General features: G+C 65.1%; 15 protein-coding genes. 7 read left to right on the forward strand and 8 right to left on the reverse strand.

Features of this window, described 5'->3' with window-relative positions:
* Positions 1-229: 229 nt before the first annotated feature.
* The 4 genes from HAP41_RS43760 to HAP41_RS43775 all read left to right on the forward strand — a co-directional run bounded on the left by HAP41_RS43760 (position 230) and on the right by HAP41_RS43775 (position 4,301).
* Positions 230-1,021: a cysteine rich repeat-containing protein gene (locus HAP41_RS43760; protein WP_166074324.1), complete on the forward strand. Its 792-nt coding sequence runs from the start codon at positions 230-232 to the stop codon at positions 1,019-1,021.
* A gap of 126 nt (positions 1,022-1,147) precedes the next feature.
* Entirely contained in the window at positions 1,148-1,363 is a 216-nt protein-coding gene (locus HAP41_RS43765; protein WP_166074312.1) for a hypothetical protein, read from the forward strand.
* Positions 1,364-1,551: 188 nt separating this feature from the next.
* Positions 1,552-2,691 (forward strand): FAD-dependent monooxygenase, encoded by a 1,140-nt coding sequence (locus HAP41_RS43770; RefSeq protein ID WP_063980686.1) that lies wholly within the window; start codon positions 1,552-1,554, stop codon positions 2,689-2,691.
* Positions 2,688-4,301, forward strand: a complete 1,614-nt coding sequence (locus HAP41_RS43775; RefSeq protein WP_166074267.1) for a benzoate-CoA ligase family protein — start codon at positions 2,688-2,690, stop codon at positions 4,299-4,301. Before HAP41_RS43770 ends, HAP41_RS43775 begins: the two co-directional genes overlap by 4 nt.
* 164 nt (positions 4,302-4,465) lie before the next feature.
* Here HAP41_RS43775 and HAP41_RS43780 read toward each other — a convergent pair whose 3' ends face one another.
* Both HAP41_RS43780 and maiA read right to left on the reverse strand, forming a co-directional pair.
* Positions 4,466-4,978 (reverse strand): MarR family winged helix-turn-helix transcriptional regulator, encoded by a 513-nt coding sequence (locus HAP41_RS43780; RefSeq protein WP_166074261.1) that lies wholly within the window; start codon positions 4,976-4,978, stop codon positions 4,466-4,468.
* Entirely contained in the window at positions 4,968-5,600 is a 633-nt protein-coding gene (gene maiA / locus HAP41_RS43785) for a maleylacetoacetate isomerase (protein WP_166074246.1), read from the reverse strand. Before maiA ends, HAP41_RS43780 begins: the two co-directional genes overlap by 11 nt.
* A gap of 209 nt (positions 5,601-5,809) precedes the next feature.
* On the opposite strand from maiA, the gene gtdA reads away from it, so the two are divergent.
* Positions 5,810-6,850: a gentisate 1,2-dioxygenase gene (gtdA, locus tag HAP41_RS43790; RefSeq protein WP_166074232.1), complete on the forward strand. Its 1,041-nt coding sequence runs from the start codon at positions 5,810-5,812 to the stop codon at positions 6,848-6,850.
* A gap of 115 nt (positions 6,851-6,965) precedes the next feature.
* Here gtdA and HAP41_RS43795 read toward each other — a convergent pair whose 3' ends face one another.
* The 4 genes from HAP41_RS43795 to HAP41_RS43810 all read right to left on the reverse strand — a co-directional run bounded on the left by HAP41_RS43795 (position 6,966) and on the right by HAP41_RS43810 (position 11,035).
* Positions 6,966-7,784 (reverse strand): ABC transporter permease, encoded by an 819-nt coding sequence (locus HAP41_RS43795; protein WP_166074190.1) that lies wholly within the window; start codon positions 7,782-7,784, stop codon positions 6,966-6,968.
* Positions 7,777-8,550: an ABC transporter ATP-binding protein gene (locus HAP41_RS43800; protein ID WP_071908427.1), complete on the reverse strand. Its 774-nt coding sequence runs from the start codon at positions 8,548-8,550 to the stop codon at positions 7,777-7,779. The genes HAP41_RS43795 and HAP41_RS43800 overlap by 8 nt, the downstream gene beginning before the upstream one ends.
* A gap of 67 nt (positions 8,551-8,617) precedes the next feature.
* Positions 8,618-9,622, reverse strand: a complete 1,005-nt coding sequence (locus HAP41_RS43805) for an ABC transporter substrate-binding protein (protein WP_166074162.1) — start codon at positions 9,620-9,622, stop codon at positions 8,618-8,620.
* Positions 9,623-9,667: 45 nt separating this feature from the next.
* Entirely contained in the window at positions 9,668-11,035 is a 1,368-nt protein-coding gene (locus HAP41_RS43810) for an FAD-dependent oxidoreductase (protein WP_166074128.1), read from the reverse strand.
* Between the two features lie 110 nt (positions 11,036-11,145).
* On the opposite strand from HAP41_RS43810, the gene HAP41_RS43815 reads away from it, so the two are divergent.
* Positions 11,146-12,030 (forward strand): LysR family transcriptional regulator, encoded by an 885-nt coding sequence (locus tag HAP41_RS43815; protein ID WP_063980677.1) that lies wholly within the window; start codon positions 11,146-11,148, stop codon positions 12,028-12,030.
* A 44-nt stretch (positions 12,031-12,074) separates the two neighbouring features.
* On the opposite strand, the gene HAP41_RS43820 is transcribed toward HAP41_RS43815, so the two are convergent.
* Together HAP41_RS43820 and HAP41_RS43825 are read right to left on the reverse strand one after the other, a co-directional pair.
* Entirely contained in the window at positions 12,075-14,111 is a 2,037-nt protein-coding gene (locus HAP41_RS43820; RefSeq protein WP_166074111.1) for a methyl-accepting chemotaxis protein, read from the reverse strand.
* A gap of 17 nt (positions 14,112-14,128) precedes the next feature.
* Positions 14,129-15,118, reverse strand: coding sequence for a TRAP transporter substrate-binding protein (locus HAP41_RS43825; RefSeq protein ID WP_166074097.1), 990 nt, complete (start codon positions 15,116-15,118; stop codon positions 14,129-14,131).
* 192 nt (positions 15,119-15,310) lie between these two features.
* Between HAP41_RS43825 and HAP41_RS43830 the strand changes: the two genes are divergently transcribed.
* Entirely contained in the window at positions 15,311-15,559 is a 249-nt protein-coding gene (locus HAP41_RS43830; RefSeq protein WP_166074089.1) for a hypothetical protein, read from the forward strand.
* The last annotated feature ends 5 nt before the right edge of the window (positions 15,560-15,564 follow it).

The raw sequence follows: 15,564 nt of genomic DNA on the forward strand, positions 1-15,564 counted from the left end.
TTGTTTGAGCATGATCTCCGCGCCAACGCGTTCCGCGTTTGTCGCGAGGGAAAGCCGCGGCGCACTTTTCCGGATCATGCTCTAGTTGCGTCGCAATTGCGCCCGTATAATCTACTTGCGGTAGAGGCCGAGGCAGCCAATGATGCTGCACACGGCATCACCCGCAATGATTGCTTGCATTACATTTAAAAATTGTCGGCGTGACCGACAGGGCAGGGAATTTACCCAAATGTTCAACACGTTGAAACATGCATCAACGCGTCGCGCGCTGCTGGCGGCAACGCTCTTCGCAACTGCAACAGGCGCATTCGCGCAAGCGCCGACCGACGCTCAGAAGAGCGCCATCCGATCCGCATGCCGCTCGGACTTCATGGCGCACTGCGCGAGTGTCACGCCCGGCGGCGTGGAGGCGTATCAATGTCTCCAGAAGAACATGTCCAGCCTGTCATCGGGATGCCAGACCGCGGTTCGCGCGGTCGAGCCCGCTGCGGCGCCGAAGACTGAAGCTGCACCCGCCAAGTCCGAACCGGCAAAGACCGAAGCGGCCCCCGCCGCCGCAGCCGCTCCGAAAGCGGCGGCGTCAAAGCAGCCAAGCAGCACGCAGATTGCCGCGGTCAAGAGCGCGTGCCGCGCCGATTATCCCAAGGTGTGCGCCAGCGTGCCGCCGGGTGGCGCCCCCGCCCTCGAATGTCTCGAGAAGAACAAGGCCAGGGTTTCGCCGGCCTGTGAGAAGGCGGTGAGCGCCGCAACCGGTGGCGGCGGCGCTGCTGCGACAGCAGCACCTGCGGGCGCAGCTCCTGCGGCAGCAGCACCGGCGGCGGCGCCGGCCGTGATCGTTCTGCGCCCGCTACGGCCGCGCGAAGAACTGTTCATCGTGCGCTCGGCCTGCGGTGCCGACATCCGCACGCTCTGCGCCGGCGTCGCGCCGGGCGGGGGCCGCATCGTGCAATGCATCTCCAGCAATGCCGCGTCGCTGTCACCCGCCTGCAAGGAAGTGCTGGCGCCATTCGCGGCGCGATAAGCGGCGCGGGATTGCGCGCCAAGCGCGCGCCACCGACCGGCCGCGCGCGAATGAATTTTCGCGCGCCTGCCGCGACAAACTCTTTGCAAGTAACCGATTTCGATCACGACAAGACCGGAGAAAGACATGCGTTCATTTCTGCTTATTGCTGCCGCGTTCCTCGCCTTCGGCGCGAGCATGACCTTTGAGTCTACCGATGCCAGCGCGGTGGTGTGCGCCCGCGGCGTCTACCGCGCCGGCTGTGCCGGGCCGAATGCGGCCGTCGTGGTGCGCAAGCCGGTTCCCGCGGTCCGCTGTACCAGGGTGCTGGTGAACGGCGTCTACGTGAAGCGCTGCGTCTGACCCCGGATGGCCAAGCTCGCGCGGTTTGGCTATGGTTCGCAACGTCACTGCCCCGGACACGCGCCTGGCGCGTGTCCGGGAGTAAGCTTCGACGCGCCCCGCCTTCGATAATTCCGCTGGCGCGGACGGCCGGAGCACATTAGTGTACCCCTAGATAGTAAGTATACTGTCAATTAGGGAGGCAGACGTTGCGGATCGCCGTGATTGGCGGGGGGCCCGGTGGGCTCTACTTCGCCTATCTCTGGAAAAAGCGTCACCCCGAGGATCAAGTCGACCTGTTCGAACAGAACCCGGCCGACGCGACCTGGGGCTTTGGCGTCGTGTTCTCCGATCAGGCCCTGGAATTCCTGCGCGCCGACGACCCCGAAACGGTCGATGCGATCGCGCCGCATATGGAGAGCTGGGAGAACATCACGCTGAACCTTCACGGCGACAGCGTCGCCATCGACGGCGTCGGCTTCTCCTCGATCGGCAGGCTGGAGCTCCTGCAGTTCCTCCAGCAGCGCGCGCTCGACGCCGGCGTCACGCCGCGCTTCGACACGCAGATCCACGCCATCGACCAGCTCAACGGCCACGACCTGATCGTCGCGGCCGACGGGCTGAATTCGCTGGTGCGGCGCGCCTATGAGGGCGATTTCGGCACGTCGCTGTCCTACTCCTCCAACAAGTTCGTCTGGTACGGCACCTCGAAACGCTTCGACACGCTGTCGCAGACCTTCGTGAAGACGGACCGCGGCGCCTTCAATGCCCATCACTATCGCTACTCCCCGACCATGAGCACCTTCCTGGTCGAATGCGACCACGCGACATGGCAGGCCTATGGCTTCGCCTACAAGGATGCCGAGCAGTGCAAGGGCGTCTGCGAGGAGGTCTTTGCCGACACGCTGGGCGGCCACTGCCTGGTCTCCAACAAGTCGGTCTGGCGCAACTTTCCCTGGGTCTGGAACGAGCACTGGTCGTTCAAGAACATGGTGCTGCTCGGCGACGCCCTGCACTCGGCGCATTTCTCCATCGGCTCGGGGACGCGGCTCGCGATCGAGGACGCCATTGCGCTGGTCAAGGCGCTGGAGTCGGATGCGCATCTGTCGACCGCGCTGCACCGTTATCAGGCCGCGCGAAAACCGGTGGTGCAGAAGCTCGTCAATGCCGCGCGCACCTCGGCCTTCTGGTACGAGCACTTCGCCCAGCACATGCAGCTCGGCCTGATGGACTTCGCCTACAGCTACATCACCCGCTCCGGCCGTATCGACGACCCCCGGCTGCGCGCGATGTCGCCCGCCTTCATGACGCGCTACGAGGCCGAGAAGAACGGCGGAGATGCCGCATGAGCAGCGAGATCCGCGACCAGGTGCCCGCTGACGGCCCGGGCGCCCGTGAAATCGGCTTTGCCATTCCGCAAACCTACAATGCCAGCCGCGTGCTGTTCGACCAGCTCGCCAAGGGCCGCGGCGACAAGCCTGCGCTGATCGGACCGGCGGGGACCCGCAGCTATTCCGAGCTTTGCGCGGAAGCTTGCCGCTGGGGCAACGGTTTCGCGTCGCTTGGCTTGAAGCGCGGCGACCGCGTGCTGCTGTTCCTCGACGATACCCCGGCCTATCCGGCCGCATTCTTCGGCGCGGTGCGCGCCGGCTTCGTGCCGCTTCTGATCAACACGCTGACGCCGCCGGACCTGCTGCAATTCTATCTCGCCGATTCTGGCGCGGCGGTCGCCGTGGCGGATGCCGAATTCGCGACGCGCTTCGATGCGGTGGCCTGCGCGGCGACCTGCCTGCGCACGCTGATCGTCGTCAACGGCGAAGCGCGCGGCCACGCCGCGCCTGCGGCGATCGCGGCACCAGGCTGGCTCGCGCAGTTCCCGGCCGAGCTCGCGGAAGCGGACACCCATCGCGACGAGATGGCGTTCTGGATGTACTCCTCCGGCTCGACCGGCCGGCCCAAGGGCATCGTGCATCTGCAGCACGACATGGCCTACAGCGATGCCGCCTTTGCGCAGAACGTGTTGAAGCTGACGCCCGGCGACATCTGCTTCTCGGTGCCGAAGATCTTCTTCGCCTACGGTTTCGGGAACTCCATCACCTTCCCGTTCTCCGCGGGTGCCGCGACGCTGCTGTTGCCGGGCCAGCCGAAGCCTGCATCGATCTTTGCCGCGATCGAGCAATACAAGCCGACGGTCTTCTTCGGCCTGCCGACGCTGTACACCTCACTGACAAAGGCGGAGGGGGCAGACAAGACCAACTTCTCGTCGCTGCGCATGTCGCTTTCGGCGGCCGAGGTCCTGTCTGCGGACGTTTTCAACGGCTGGAAGACGCTCACCGGCCTCGAGATCGTCGAAGGCCTCGGCTCGACCGAGGTGCTGCACATCTATCTGTCCAACCGCCCCGCGCAGAAGAAGCTCGGCGCAGCCGGCCTGCGCGTGCCAGGCTACGAGGTCGCACTGCGCGACAAGGACGGCCGCGACGTCGCCGACGACGAGGAAGGCATCTTGTGGGTGCGCGGCGATTCCAACACGCCGCTGTACTGGAACCGGCCGGACAAATCCGCCGAGACCATCCGCGAGGGCGGCTGGATCTACACCGGCGACCGCTTCGTCCGCGATGCCGAAGGCTTCCACTTCTTCCGCGGCCGTGCCGACGACCTCATCAAGATCTCCGGCCAATGGGTCTATCCGCTCGAGGTCGAGCTGTGCCTCGCCGACCACCCCGACATCCGCGAATGCGCCGTGTTCGCCGCCGAGCTGCCGGACCGGCGCATGACGCTCAAGGCGGTGGTGGTGATGAACAACCGCGCGACCGATCAGAATGAGGCAACGCGGCGGCTGCAGGATTACGTCAAGGGCAAGCTGCTTCCCTACAAATATCCGCGCGAGGTGATCTTCATCGACGAGCTGCCGAAGACGGGGACGGGGAAGATCGACCGGCAGGCGTTGCTGCGGATGTAGCAGTCCCAAACTCGCTGCCATCGCCCGCGAAGGCGGGCGATCCAGTATTCCAGAGGCGGTTGTGATTGAACCGAGAAGCCGCGGCGTACTGGATTCCCCGCTTTCGCGGGGAATGACAGCAGAGATAAAGGCGACAGCGTCACCGCATCCGCCGACCATCCCGCTCACCCCGCCTTCCCCAGATGCTCCAGCGCGTCCTCCGCGCGCAGCGGCACGCGCGAGGCCTCGTTGTTGAGGTCGACGAGCTGCACCAAAAGCCCCATCAGCGCCTTGCGGTCGGCGGGTTTCAGCGGCTCCAGCATGCGGGCCTGGGCGCGCTCGACGGCGGGGATGATCTCGCGCAGGATCGCGGCGCCTGATTTCGTCAGATAGAGCAGCTTGATCCGCTTGTCTTCGGGGGCCGGCTTGCGCTCGATAAAATCCTTGGCCTGCAGCCGCTCGATCACGCTGCCGAGGGTGGAGCGGTCGAAGGCAATCACCGCCGACAGCCGTGTCGCGTCGATGCCGGGATGGGTGTGGATCGCGATCAGCGCGGCGTATTGCACCGGGGTGAGATCGAACGCCTTGCACTCCTCCATGAAAATCGAGACTGCGATCTGCTGCATGCGCCGGAACAGATAGCCCGGCGCGGCATAGACCGCGTCTATCGTGATCGGAGGGGTGGGCTTACTCGGCATCGGGCTGCTTCTCCGGGGCGGCGTTTGCGAAGGCCGGCAGCGCCTTTGCGGCGGCTTCCGCCTTGAGCAGCCGCGGATAGGCCGACACATCGACGCCGAAGCGGCGGGCATTGGCGGGCTGCGGCACCAGGCAGAGATCGGCGAGCGTCGGCACATCGCCGAAGCAGAACGGCCCCGCCTCGTCCCTGATCAGCGTCTCGCAGGCCGACAGCCCCTCGCGGTTGACCCACGCCGCCCAGTCCTGGACCTTCTCCTCGGCGAGCCCAAGCTCGCGCAGCCGCGCCAGCACCTTCAAATTCTGCACCGGGTGGGTGTCGCAGGCGATCGCCAGCGCGAACGCCCTCACCTTGGCGCGTGGCAGCGGATCCTTCGGCAGCAGCGGCGGATTAGGATGCGTCTCGTCGAGCCATTCGATGATGGCGACCGATTGGGTCAGTACCGCTCCCGCATCGTTCTCCAGCGTCGGCACCAGCCCTTGCGGATTGATGGCGAGATAGGCGGGCGCGCATTGCTCGCCCTTGCGAAGATGATGCGGCAGGTGCTGGGCGCCGAGGCCCTTGAGGTTCAGCGCGATCCGCACCCGATAGGCGGCGCTGGAGCGGAAATAGCCGTGCAGCTTCATCGGAACCCTCCCTGTATTTTGTTCGTCATTCCGGGGCGATGCGTTAGCGTCGAGCCCGGAATCCATAACCACGATCGGGAGTATGGATTCCGGGCTCGAGCCTTTCGGCGCGCCCCGGAATGACAGCGGCTTTGTAGGCCGTTCGTCACGTTGACGCTACCTAGATCGTCAGTATACTGTCAATCAACAAAACGAACGGGAGCCGCACCATGGAAGCCGTGACCAAGACGCCGGAACGCGAGGCCTTCTACAAGAAGATCGACGGCGAAAACCTCACCGCGCTGTGGACGGTGATGAGCGATTTGATCACGCCGGAGCCGAAGAGCGCCTGCCGCCCGCATCTGTGGAAATTCGACGTCATCCGCGACTACATGACGGAAGCAGGCCGACTGATCACGGCCAAGGAAGCCGAACGGCGCGTGCTGGTGCTGGAGAACCCCGGCCTGCGTGGCCAGTCGAAAATCACGACCTCGCTCTATGCCGGCGTGCAGATGGTGGTGCCCGGCGACGTCGCGCCCGCACACCGCCACAGCCAGTCGGCGCTGCGCTTCGTGCTCGAAGGCAAGGGCGCCCACACAGCGGTCGACGGCGAGCGCACCGCGATGGAGCCCGGCGATTTCATCATCACGCCGTCGATGACCTGGCACGACCATTCCAACGAAACCGATAAGCCGATGTTCTGGCTCGACGGCCTCGACATCCCGCTGGTGCAGTTCTTCGACTGCTCCTTTGCGGAAGGCTCCGAGGAAGACCAGCAGAGGATCACAAGGCCTGCCGGCGACAGCTTTGCGCGCTACGGCCACAATTTGCTGCCGGTCGACGCGAAGCGATCGTCCAAGACCTCACCGATCTTCAGCTATCCCTATGCCTACACCCGCGAGGCGCTGGAGAAGGCACGCGCGAGCCAGGAGTGGGACGCCTGTCACGGATTGAAGCTGAAATTCAGCAACCCCGAGACCGGCGATTTCGCAATGCCGACGATCGGCACCTTCATCCAGTTGCTGCCGAAGGGTTTCAAGACGGCACGCTATCGCGCGACCGATGCAACCGTGTTCTGTCCGATCGAGGGCAAGGGACGCAGCCGGATCGGCGATGCCGTTTTCGAATGGGGCCCGCGCGATCTGTTCGTGGTGCCGAGCTGGCAGTGGGTGACGCACGAGGCCGAAGACGACGCCGTGCTGTTCAGCTTCTCGGATCGCCCGGTGCAGCAGAAGCTGGATCTGTTTCGCGAGGATCGCGGGAACGCGTAGGCGACGCTGCTAGCCACATCGTCATTGCGAGCGAAGCGAAGCAATCCAGAATCTTTCTGCGGAGACAGTCTGGATTGCTTCGTCGCTTCGCTCCTCGCAATGACGAGAGTATGCCTCACCGCCAGTGCAATAATTTGATCTCGAGCCAGCCGATCACCTTCCCCACCACAAGCCCGAACACCGACAGGATCACCACGCCCGCGAGCAGCTGGTCCGTCTGCATCAGATTGCCGGCCTGAAGCACAAAGGCGCCGATGCCGTACTGGGCGCCGATCATCTCGGCACTGACGACGAGCAATAGTGCGACGGACGCGGTGATGCGGAAGCCGGCGAGGATGGCGGGTAGCGCGCCGGGCCAGATCACCTTGCGCACGATGGTGGCGAAGGGAACGTTGAAACTCTGCGCCATGCGGATGAGGTTGCGCGGCACCGCATCGACGCCGCTATAGACCGAGATCGCGGTCGAGAAGAACACGCCGAGCGCAATGGTCGCGATCTTCGGCTCTTCGCCGATGCCGAGCCAGAGAATGAGCAATGGCAGCAGTGCGATCTTCGGGATCGGGAACAGCGCCGAGATGAAGGTGATGCCGACGCTGCGCGCAAGCCGCGACAGGCCGATGGCGAAGCCGACCGCGACGCCGGCCGCCGTTCCCAGCACCCAGCCGACGCCGATGCGCAGGATAGAGGCCGACAGATGCTGCCAGAGCGCGCCTGACATCGCGAGCTCGTAGATCGCCCGCGCGATCGCAGCCGGCGCCGGCAGGAACAGCGGATTGACCAGCCCGGCGCTGCCGGCCGCCTGCCAGATCGCGATGACGAGGGCGAGCGCGATCCAGCCGCCGAAGCGGCTGCTGGCGGGCACGAAGCCGGCGCCGCGAAAACGGACGCGCCGCGTCGTGTCGTCCTTCGCAGACATCCCCGCGCGATCAAGCATGCTGAACCTCGCGCTCGGCGTCGATCGCCTCGTTGCGGATCAGCGACCAGATCTGGTTCTGAAGCGCCAGCAGCTTTTCACGCGCAGCGATCTCGCCGCGCTCGGTGCGCGTCATCGGTACGGTCACGACCTCGCGAATGCGGCCCGGCCGCCGCGACAGCACCACGATGCGGTCGGCGAGCCGTGCGGCTTCCTCCAGATTGTGGGTGACATAGACCGCGCCCATGCCGCCATCGGCGAGCAGGCGGACGAAATCTTCCATCAGCAGCTCGCGTGTTTGTGAATCCAGCGCCGACAGCGGCTCGTCCATCAGCAGGATGGCGGGCTTGACCGCAAGCGCGCGCGAAATGCCGACGCGCTGGCGCATGCCGCCGGAGAGCTGCTTCGGATAGGTTGTGCGGAAGTCGGTCAGGCCGGTGCGACGCAAGGCATCGTCGACCAGCGCGCGGCGCTGCACGGCCGAGAGCTGGGTATGCAGCAGCGGGAATTCGACATTCTCCTCCACCGTCGCCCAGGGCAGCAGCGCGAAATCCTGGAACACGAAGGTCAGCGGATTGAGGCTGTCCGCCGGCGGAGACCCGCGCAGCTCGGGTGCGCCCGAAGTCGGCTGCAACAGCCCGCCGAGAATCGACAGCAGCGTGCTTTTGCCACATCCCGAAGGCCCGACGATCGCCACCACTTCGCCGGCGCTGACGGTGAAGGAAACGTCGTCGAGCACGGCGAGGTCACCGAAGCGATGGCTGATGTGGTTGGCGATCAGGTCCATTCTATCTCTGTCGTCTGTTCCGTCGTTCCGGGATGGTCCGAAGGACCAGCCCCGGAATGACAAAGGTTTAGTCCGCCTTCACAAAATCCTTGGCGATGATCGTGTTCACATCAAAGCCCTTGTCGGCAAAGCCCTGCTCCTGGAGCCATTTGATCTGGTTGTCGACGTTCTTGACGTCCAGCTTGCCGTCGGGATCGATATAGGCGCAATTGCCGACCACCTGCTCGACCGGCAAGTTGGTGTATTTGGCGATGATCTCCAGCAGCGGCTTGGTCTTGTCGTTGATGGGCGCGACGCCGTCCTTCATGGCGGCGAGGATGACGTCGTGATATTCGCGGTCGGCTTTCGCGAGCACGCCGAGAAATTTTGTCACCAGCACCTTGTTGGTCAGCGTCTTGGGCGAGGCGAACACCGCGCCCAATTGCCAGGGCGTCTCGTCGCCGACCCATCCCAAAAACTTCGCGCCGCCCTCGTCCATCAGCTTTCGCGCGGTGGAGATCGGCAGCAGCGCCGCATCCACGGTTTCGCCCTTCAAGGCGGCGGCTGCGTTCGACAGCGATTGCAGCGGCACGATCTTCACGTCTGCGAGCTTGAAGCCGTATTTGTCGGCGAGCAGCCCCAGCGAATAGTGAAAGGATGAGCCAACCTGCGTCACGGCTATGCGCTTGCCCGCGAGGTCCTTCGGAGTCTTCAACCCGGCGGCATAGGCGTTGTTGCTGGCGAAATAGCCGATCAGGGGATAACCGGCCTTCTCGCGGCTCATGCCGCCGATCACTTTCAGCGTGCCTTTGCCGGCGAGATTGTAGAGACCGGCGGTGAAGGCGGTGACGCCGAAATCGATGTCGCCCGAGGTCGTCGCGACCGCGATCGGCTGCGCCGCATCGAAGAACTTCAGCTCGACGTCGAGACCGGCCTCGCGGAAATAGCCCTTGTCCTGCGCAATGAAGACGGGCGCGGACGACGACAGGCGGAGCACGCCGATCCTGGCCTTCAGCGCGTCTTCGGCCCGGGCCGTGCCCATCGCTGTGATCGCCATCAGGCCAGCCAGTGCGAGCCGCGCAATCCCGATCATGCCGTGTCCTCCGTCGTCGTTCTCTCGGTCGTAATGTTACAACCGTCACAAACCTTCGGGCACGGGCTGGTCCCGCCCGATGAAGGCGCCCTGTTGTTTCAACGTTTCCTGCAACTTTTCAATGGAGATGTCGCGCGGGATGCGGTTTCCTGAGAGCGCGAGCGCCGCGGCGGAACCGGCGGCCTCCCCCATCACGAAACAGGCACCGGAAACCCGCGCCGCCGACTGGCCCTCATGGGTCATCGAGGCGCAGCGGCCGGCGACGAGGAGATTGTCGACGCCCTCAGGCACCAGCATCCGGTAAGGCAGCTCGTTATAGCCGCGCGATTCCGGGATTGGCGGGAACGTGAAGACGACGTCGCCCGGAACATGGGCCTCGATCGGCCAGCCATTGACGCCGATCGAATCCGCGAACGAGGCACAGCCGAGCACGTCCTCGCCGCTGAGCTGGTAGCCGCCCTTGATGCGACGGGTCTCGCGGATGCCGAGCTGCGGCGGCAGATCGACGATGTAAGACTTTTCGAAGCCCGGCACGGTGCTGCGCAGGAACTCGAATGCGGCCAGCGCCTGCTTGCGGCCCTCGATCTCGCCGCGGGTGAGGTCGTCGGGCTCGATGCCGTTGATGGCATGGCCGTCCTCGCGCGCCACTTGGGTGAAATTCACCCGCCATTCGATGCCTGATTTCTGCGGCCGCACGATTGCGCTCTTGCGCGGGAATGTGTGGGTGCCGGCGGCGATCGCCTTCTCCATCAATTGCGGGATGGTGCGCCAGGCATCGCCAGCCTTCTCGGGATCGATGCCGTTGAGACGAAGCATCATCGAGGGGTACATCGGATGGCCGTGCTCGTCACCGAGCTCGAAGGGCGCCCCGGCCCAGACCGCGAGGTCGCCGTCGCCGGAGCAATCGATGAAGATCTCGGCGCGGACGGCCTGCCGTCCGGCCTTGGTCTCGACCATCAGCGCATCGATGCGGCTGTTGTCGCCCATCACGACGCCGGCACCGAGCGCATGGAAGAGGATGTGCACCTTGTGGCTGGCGAGCAGCTCGTCGGCCGCGATCTTGTAGGCCGCGGTGTCATAGGCCTGGGCGAAGACCTTGCCGAGGATCAGATGCGGTGCGTTGAGGCCGTTCAAATGATCGATCCGCGCCAGCAGATCGGACGCCATGCCCTGCACCAGCCGGTGGGCCTGGCCGTAGACATTGCCATGCAGGCCGCAGAAATTGGTGACGCCGGCAGCCGTGCCCATGCCGCCGAGGAAGCCGTAGCGCTCGATCAGCAGCGTCTTTCGTCCCGCGCGCGCCGCTGACGCCGCCGCCACGATGCCGGCGGGCCCGCCGCCGAGAACGACGACTTCATATTCGCCGTAGAGCGGCACCTGGCGTGCCGGTTCTTCGATCATCATGGCCCGCATGCGCGTCCGCTCCCAAAATCTCTTGCTTGAAGCCGACTATGAATTAACGCTAGGCGAGCTACAATCCACCAAAATAAGCGATCAGCTTTCTCGAATCGAGAAAGGTCGACATGGACATCCTGGTAAACCTTCAGGCCTTCCTCGCCACCGCGGATACGGCCGGATTCTCTGCCGCCGCGCGCAAGCTCAATGTCTCGACCTCGGTCGTGGCCAAGCGCGTCACGCAACTGGAGGCGCGGATCGGCGCGCCGCTGTTCCATCGCTCGACCCGGCAATTGCGCCTGACGGAAGCCGGCCAGCGCTATGTGCATCGCGCCCGCAGTGTCGTCGCCGATGCCACCGACCTGCTCTCGCGGATGGGCGAGAAGGGACACGATCTCGTCGATCACCTCCGCATCAAGGCGCCGACCTCGCTCACCGTGGCGCGCCTTGCCGACGCCTTCAGCGCCTTCCAGACGCAGAACCCGCGATTGAAACTCGAGATCGTGCTGATCGACCGCCCGGTCGATCCCGTCACCGAAGGCTTTGACATCGCCATCGGCGCCTTCCCTCATTCCTTCGGCGGCGTGGTCGACGAGCCGCTGTGTCCGCTGAAGCGGCTGCTCTGCGCCTCACCAGCCTATTTGAAGAAGCACGGCGCGCCAAAGCACCCGCGCGACCTCGTCGACCATCGCTGCCTCAGCTTCCTGCCGACGGGACCGGAGTGGATCTTCGACGGCCCGCGCGGACGCATTAGCATCCAGGTCAGCCCGCTGCTCTCCTCCAACGAGGGCCATGTGCTGGCGCGCAGCGCGATCGCCGGCAACGGCATCGCGCTGATCTCTCATTATCTCGTGGCGGATGCCCTGCGCGACGGTACGCTCAAGCCGGTGCTGCGCGACTTTCCAATCCCCGAGCTGTGGGTCAAGGCCGCGATCCCCGAGCGGCGGCGCAACGCCGCCGCGGTGCAGGCGCTCTTGCGCGAATTGAAGAGCGCGCTGCTACCCGTGCTGTAAGGCCGCCTCGTTCGCCCTCGTGGCGTCGCCGGCTTCTCCGGGGCTCAGGCCGCCGAGCGGATGGTGTGGAGGAAATCGTCGACGTTCGACCTCATCGAATCCGCCTGCTGCTTCAAGGCGGCTGCGACCGTGAGGGCGGCTTCGGCGCCGGCGTCGGTCTCGCCCGCCACGGCGCGCACCTGACCGATTTCCTGCGTCACCGCCGTGGTGCCGTTGGCCGCCTCTTCGACGTTGCGCGCGATTTCGCCCGTGGCCGCGCCCTGCTCTTCGACCGCCGCGGCAATCGCAGTGGCGATGTCGGCCATTTCCTTGACGGTGGAGCCGAATTGCTTGATCGCCTGAACCGATTGGCCGGTCGCACTCTGGATGGTCGCGATCTGGCTCGCGATCTGCTCGGTCGCCTGCGCCGTCTGGGTGGCGAGACTCTTGACCTCGCTGGCGACGATCGCGAAGCCCCGGCCGGCGTCGCCGGCGCGCGCCGCTTCGATGGTCGCGTTCAGCGCCAGCAAATTGGTCTGGCTGGCGATCGCCTGAATCAGCTGAATGATGGTGCCGATCTTCTCAGCCGCATCCGACAGCCCATGCATCAATTCTGAGGTGCGGTTGGTCTCGTCGGTCGCCCTGTTCGAGACCGCGACGGAGCGGTGCACCTGGCTCGAGATTTCACGGATCGAGGCCGCGAGTTGCTGGGTGGCGGAGGCGACGGTCTGCACATTCATCGATGCCTGCTCGGCGCGGGTCGCGACCGCTTCGGCGAGCCCGCGTCCGCGTTCGGCGACCTTTGCCAGCTCCTCGGCGCTGCGCCCCATGTCGTCGGCACGGCCGCCGACACCGGAAATGACTCCCTGCATGCCCTGCTCGAAGCGGCCGGCAAGATCCGACATCATGCGGGCGCGGTCGGCCTCGCTGGCTTCGCGCTGTGCCGTCGCCTCGCCTTCCATGCGGCGAACCGCCAGCGCGTTTTCGCGGAACACCTCGACGGCGCGTGCCATACGGCCGATTTCGTCGCGCGAGTCGCCGCCGGGGATCGGCTCATCGAGCTCGCCCGCCGCCAGCGATTGCATCCGGTCGGTCATGCTGCGAATCGGACCGGACACGCTGGCGCCGATCAACCACGCCAGCTCGGCTCCCAGCAGCAGCGCGCCGGCCGCGGTCGCGATGACGGTCTGCTTGGTCTGATCGACCGCTGCCGCGGTCTTGTCGCCCTGCTCGGCGCGCACGGTGCCGAGCTTCGCGTTGATCTTGTTGACGTGGTCGTCGATTGCCGCGCTGGCCTTCTTCAATTCGGCCTGCCTGGCGCGCAGATCGGCGGCCACTTTGATGACCTCGTCCAGCGCGGCCGCGTCGGCAGTGATCGCGGTCTTGAGCGCGGCGACCAGCGCCTTCAGTTTGGCGTCGTTCGCCCCCGCCAGCTCAGCCTCGGTGTCCGCGATCGCCAGCTGGGCGTAGGACAACGCCTGCTTGGCGTCGTCGGCATCGCCCGTCGACAAAGTGGAGCCATAGCGCATCACGGTGATCCGCAGTGCGTCAACGACGCCGGCCAGACGCATCGGGTTGACCAGCCGTTCCGCGTCCTCGGACCGGTTGGCGAGCGCAACCTGGATGCCGCTGACATTGAGGCCGGCGGCTGCACCCTGCGCGTCAGTCTTCGTGGTCGCGGCGCGCAGCCGATCCGCCGCCTCCGCTGCCGCGGTGAACGACGAGCGATAGGTTTCCAGCGCGGTCTTGACCGGGCCGATGCCTTCCGCGATCGCTTGCAGCTTGCCGAACTGCCGGTCGACCTGATCGGCCAGCTTGCCGACGCCGTCGATCGCCTTGGCCGCGGCATCCTTGTCGCCGACATTCCAGGTTCGGATGAATTTCTCGACCGCCGAGTTCGCCTCCAGAAGCGCGGCCCGCGCCTGTGACATGCCGGCGTCGCCGGCAGCGCTGGTCACGAGCTCATTGACCGTTCCGCCGATCCGCTCGACCTGGACGATGGCGAAGCCCGCGAGCAGGACCAGAAAGCTGAGAACCAGCGCGAAGCCGCCAAACACGCGCGGTCGAACGCCGACGCGGGACATAATGTGCGATAATTTCATGGCAAATCCGAAATTCTTCAACGGGTGGAGCGGATGGCGGCGAGCAGATCCTTGCCAAACCGCTTCTCGAATTCCTGATCGAGCGGCTTGACCGCGTCGACGAACGGCTGGCGATCGAATGTCTCGATGACGTCCATGCCGCCACTACGCACTTGCTCGAGCGATGCGGCATCGAGCTTCGCCTGCCAGGTCGCCTCCGCTCCCTCCTTCGCCAGCGCGATCAGCATGGCCTGATCGGCCGGCGGAAGCTGTTCGAACATGGCACGGTTGGCGACGAATGCGATCGGCGCGAAGAAGTGACCGGTCAGCGTGAGGTATTTCTGGACTTCGTAGAGCCGGGAGCCGGCGATGGTCGGCACCGGATTTTCCTGCCCATCGAGCCGGCCGTCCTTCAGCGCGGTGTAGACCAGCGGAAATTCCATCGGGACCACTTCGGCGCCGAGCGCCTTGAACGTCATCTGGTAGATCTCGTTCGGAATGACGCGAATCTTGAGCCCTTTGATATCCTCGGGCGAGCGAACCGGCCGTTTGGAGTTCGTGACGTTGCGAAATCCCTGTCGGCCGATCGCCAGCAGCGTCAGCCCCTTGTCGGCGAATCTGGTGGCGATCGCCGCGCCGGCCGGACCTTGCGCCACGGCCTTCGCGTGGGCTGTGTCGCGGAACAGGAAGGGAATGTCGAACACGCCAAGTTCGGGGACGACCGAACTGACCACAGACCCCGACAGCACCGCCATATCGACCGAGCCGGCCCGGGTCGCCGCCAGGATGGCGTTCTCGCTGCCGAGCGCGTTGGTGGCACGCTCGTCGATCACGATGCGCCTGCCGGCCGATGCCACCAGCTTCTGGCGAAACTCATCGGCTCCGATTTGCTGCGGGCTCCCCAGCTGGGAATTGAATGCCAGAGAGATCAATCGCGGTGAAGCGGCAGCCGGTTGCAAAACCAGCAGCCCTGCCGCCGCGGCGACGATCGATCCGGCTTTCCAAAGTCCCAAAACTTGTCTGTGCATTCGACACCATGGCGTGACAATTGTCGTAACCCTAATGGCGGGGAATGATTGAACCCTTAAGGAAGGCCCCGCGGAATTACGGAGATTCGCTTCGAACCGCCGCCGACGAGATTTGGGACAGATGCAGATGGTATCGGATTGCTGTGGGATAATGAGTGGTTCGAGGGAATGACGATGGGATCAAGAATACAAATGGCTGCCGCCATCGCGATCGGCATCATGGGCGGTACGGCCCCGGCCCGCGCCGAGATCGCGCAATGCCGGTTCATCCAGGCCAAGGCGGAGCGCGAAGCGTGTTACCAACGTCAGGAAGCCGCGCTGGCCGCCAAGCGCAAGCCGGAGCCGCGCGCGGAAAGCAAGACGCTCGAATCGATGCGCCAGATGCGGCAGGACGACGATGCCGTCTATCGCAGCATCAACAACATCTGCCGCGGCTGCTGAACGGT

Source organism: Bradyrhizobium barranii subsp. apii (genome assembly GCF_011516635.5).
Classification (GTDB): domain Bacteria; phylum Pseudomonadota; class Alphaproteobacteria; order Rhizobiales; family Xanthobacteraceae; genus Bradyrhizobium; species Bradyrhizobium barranii.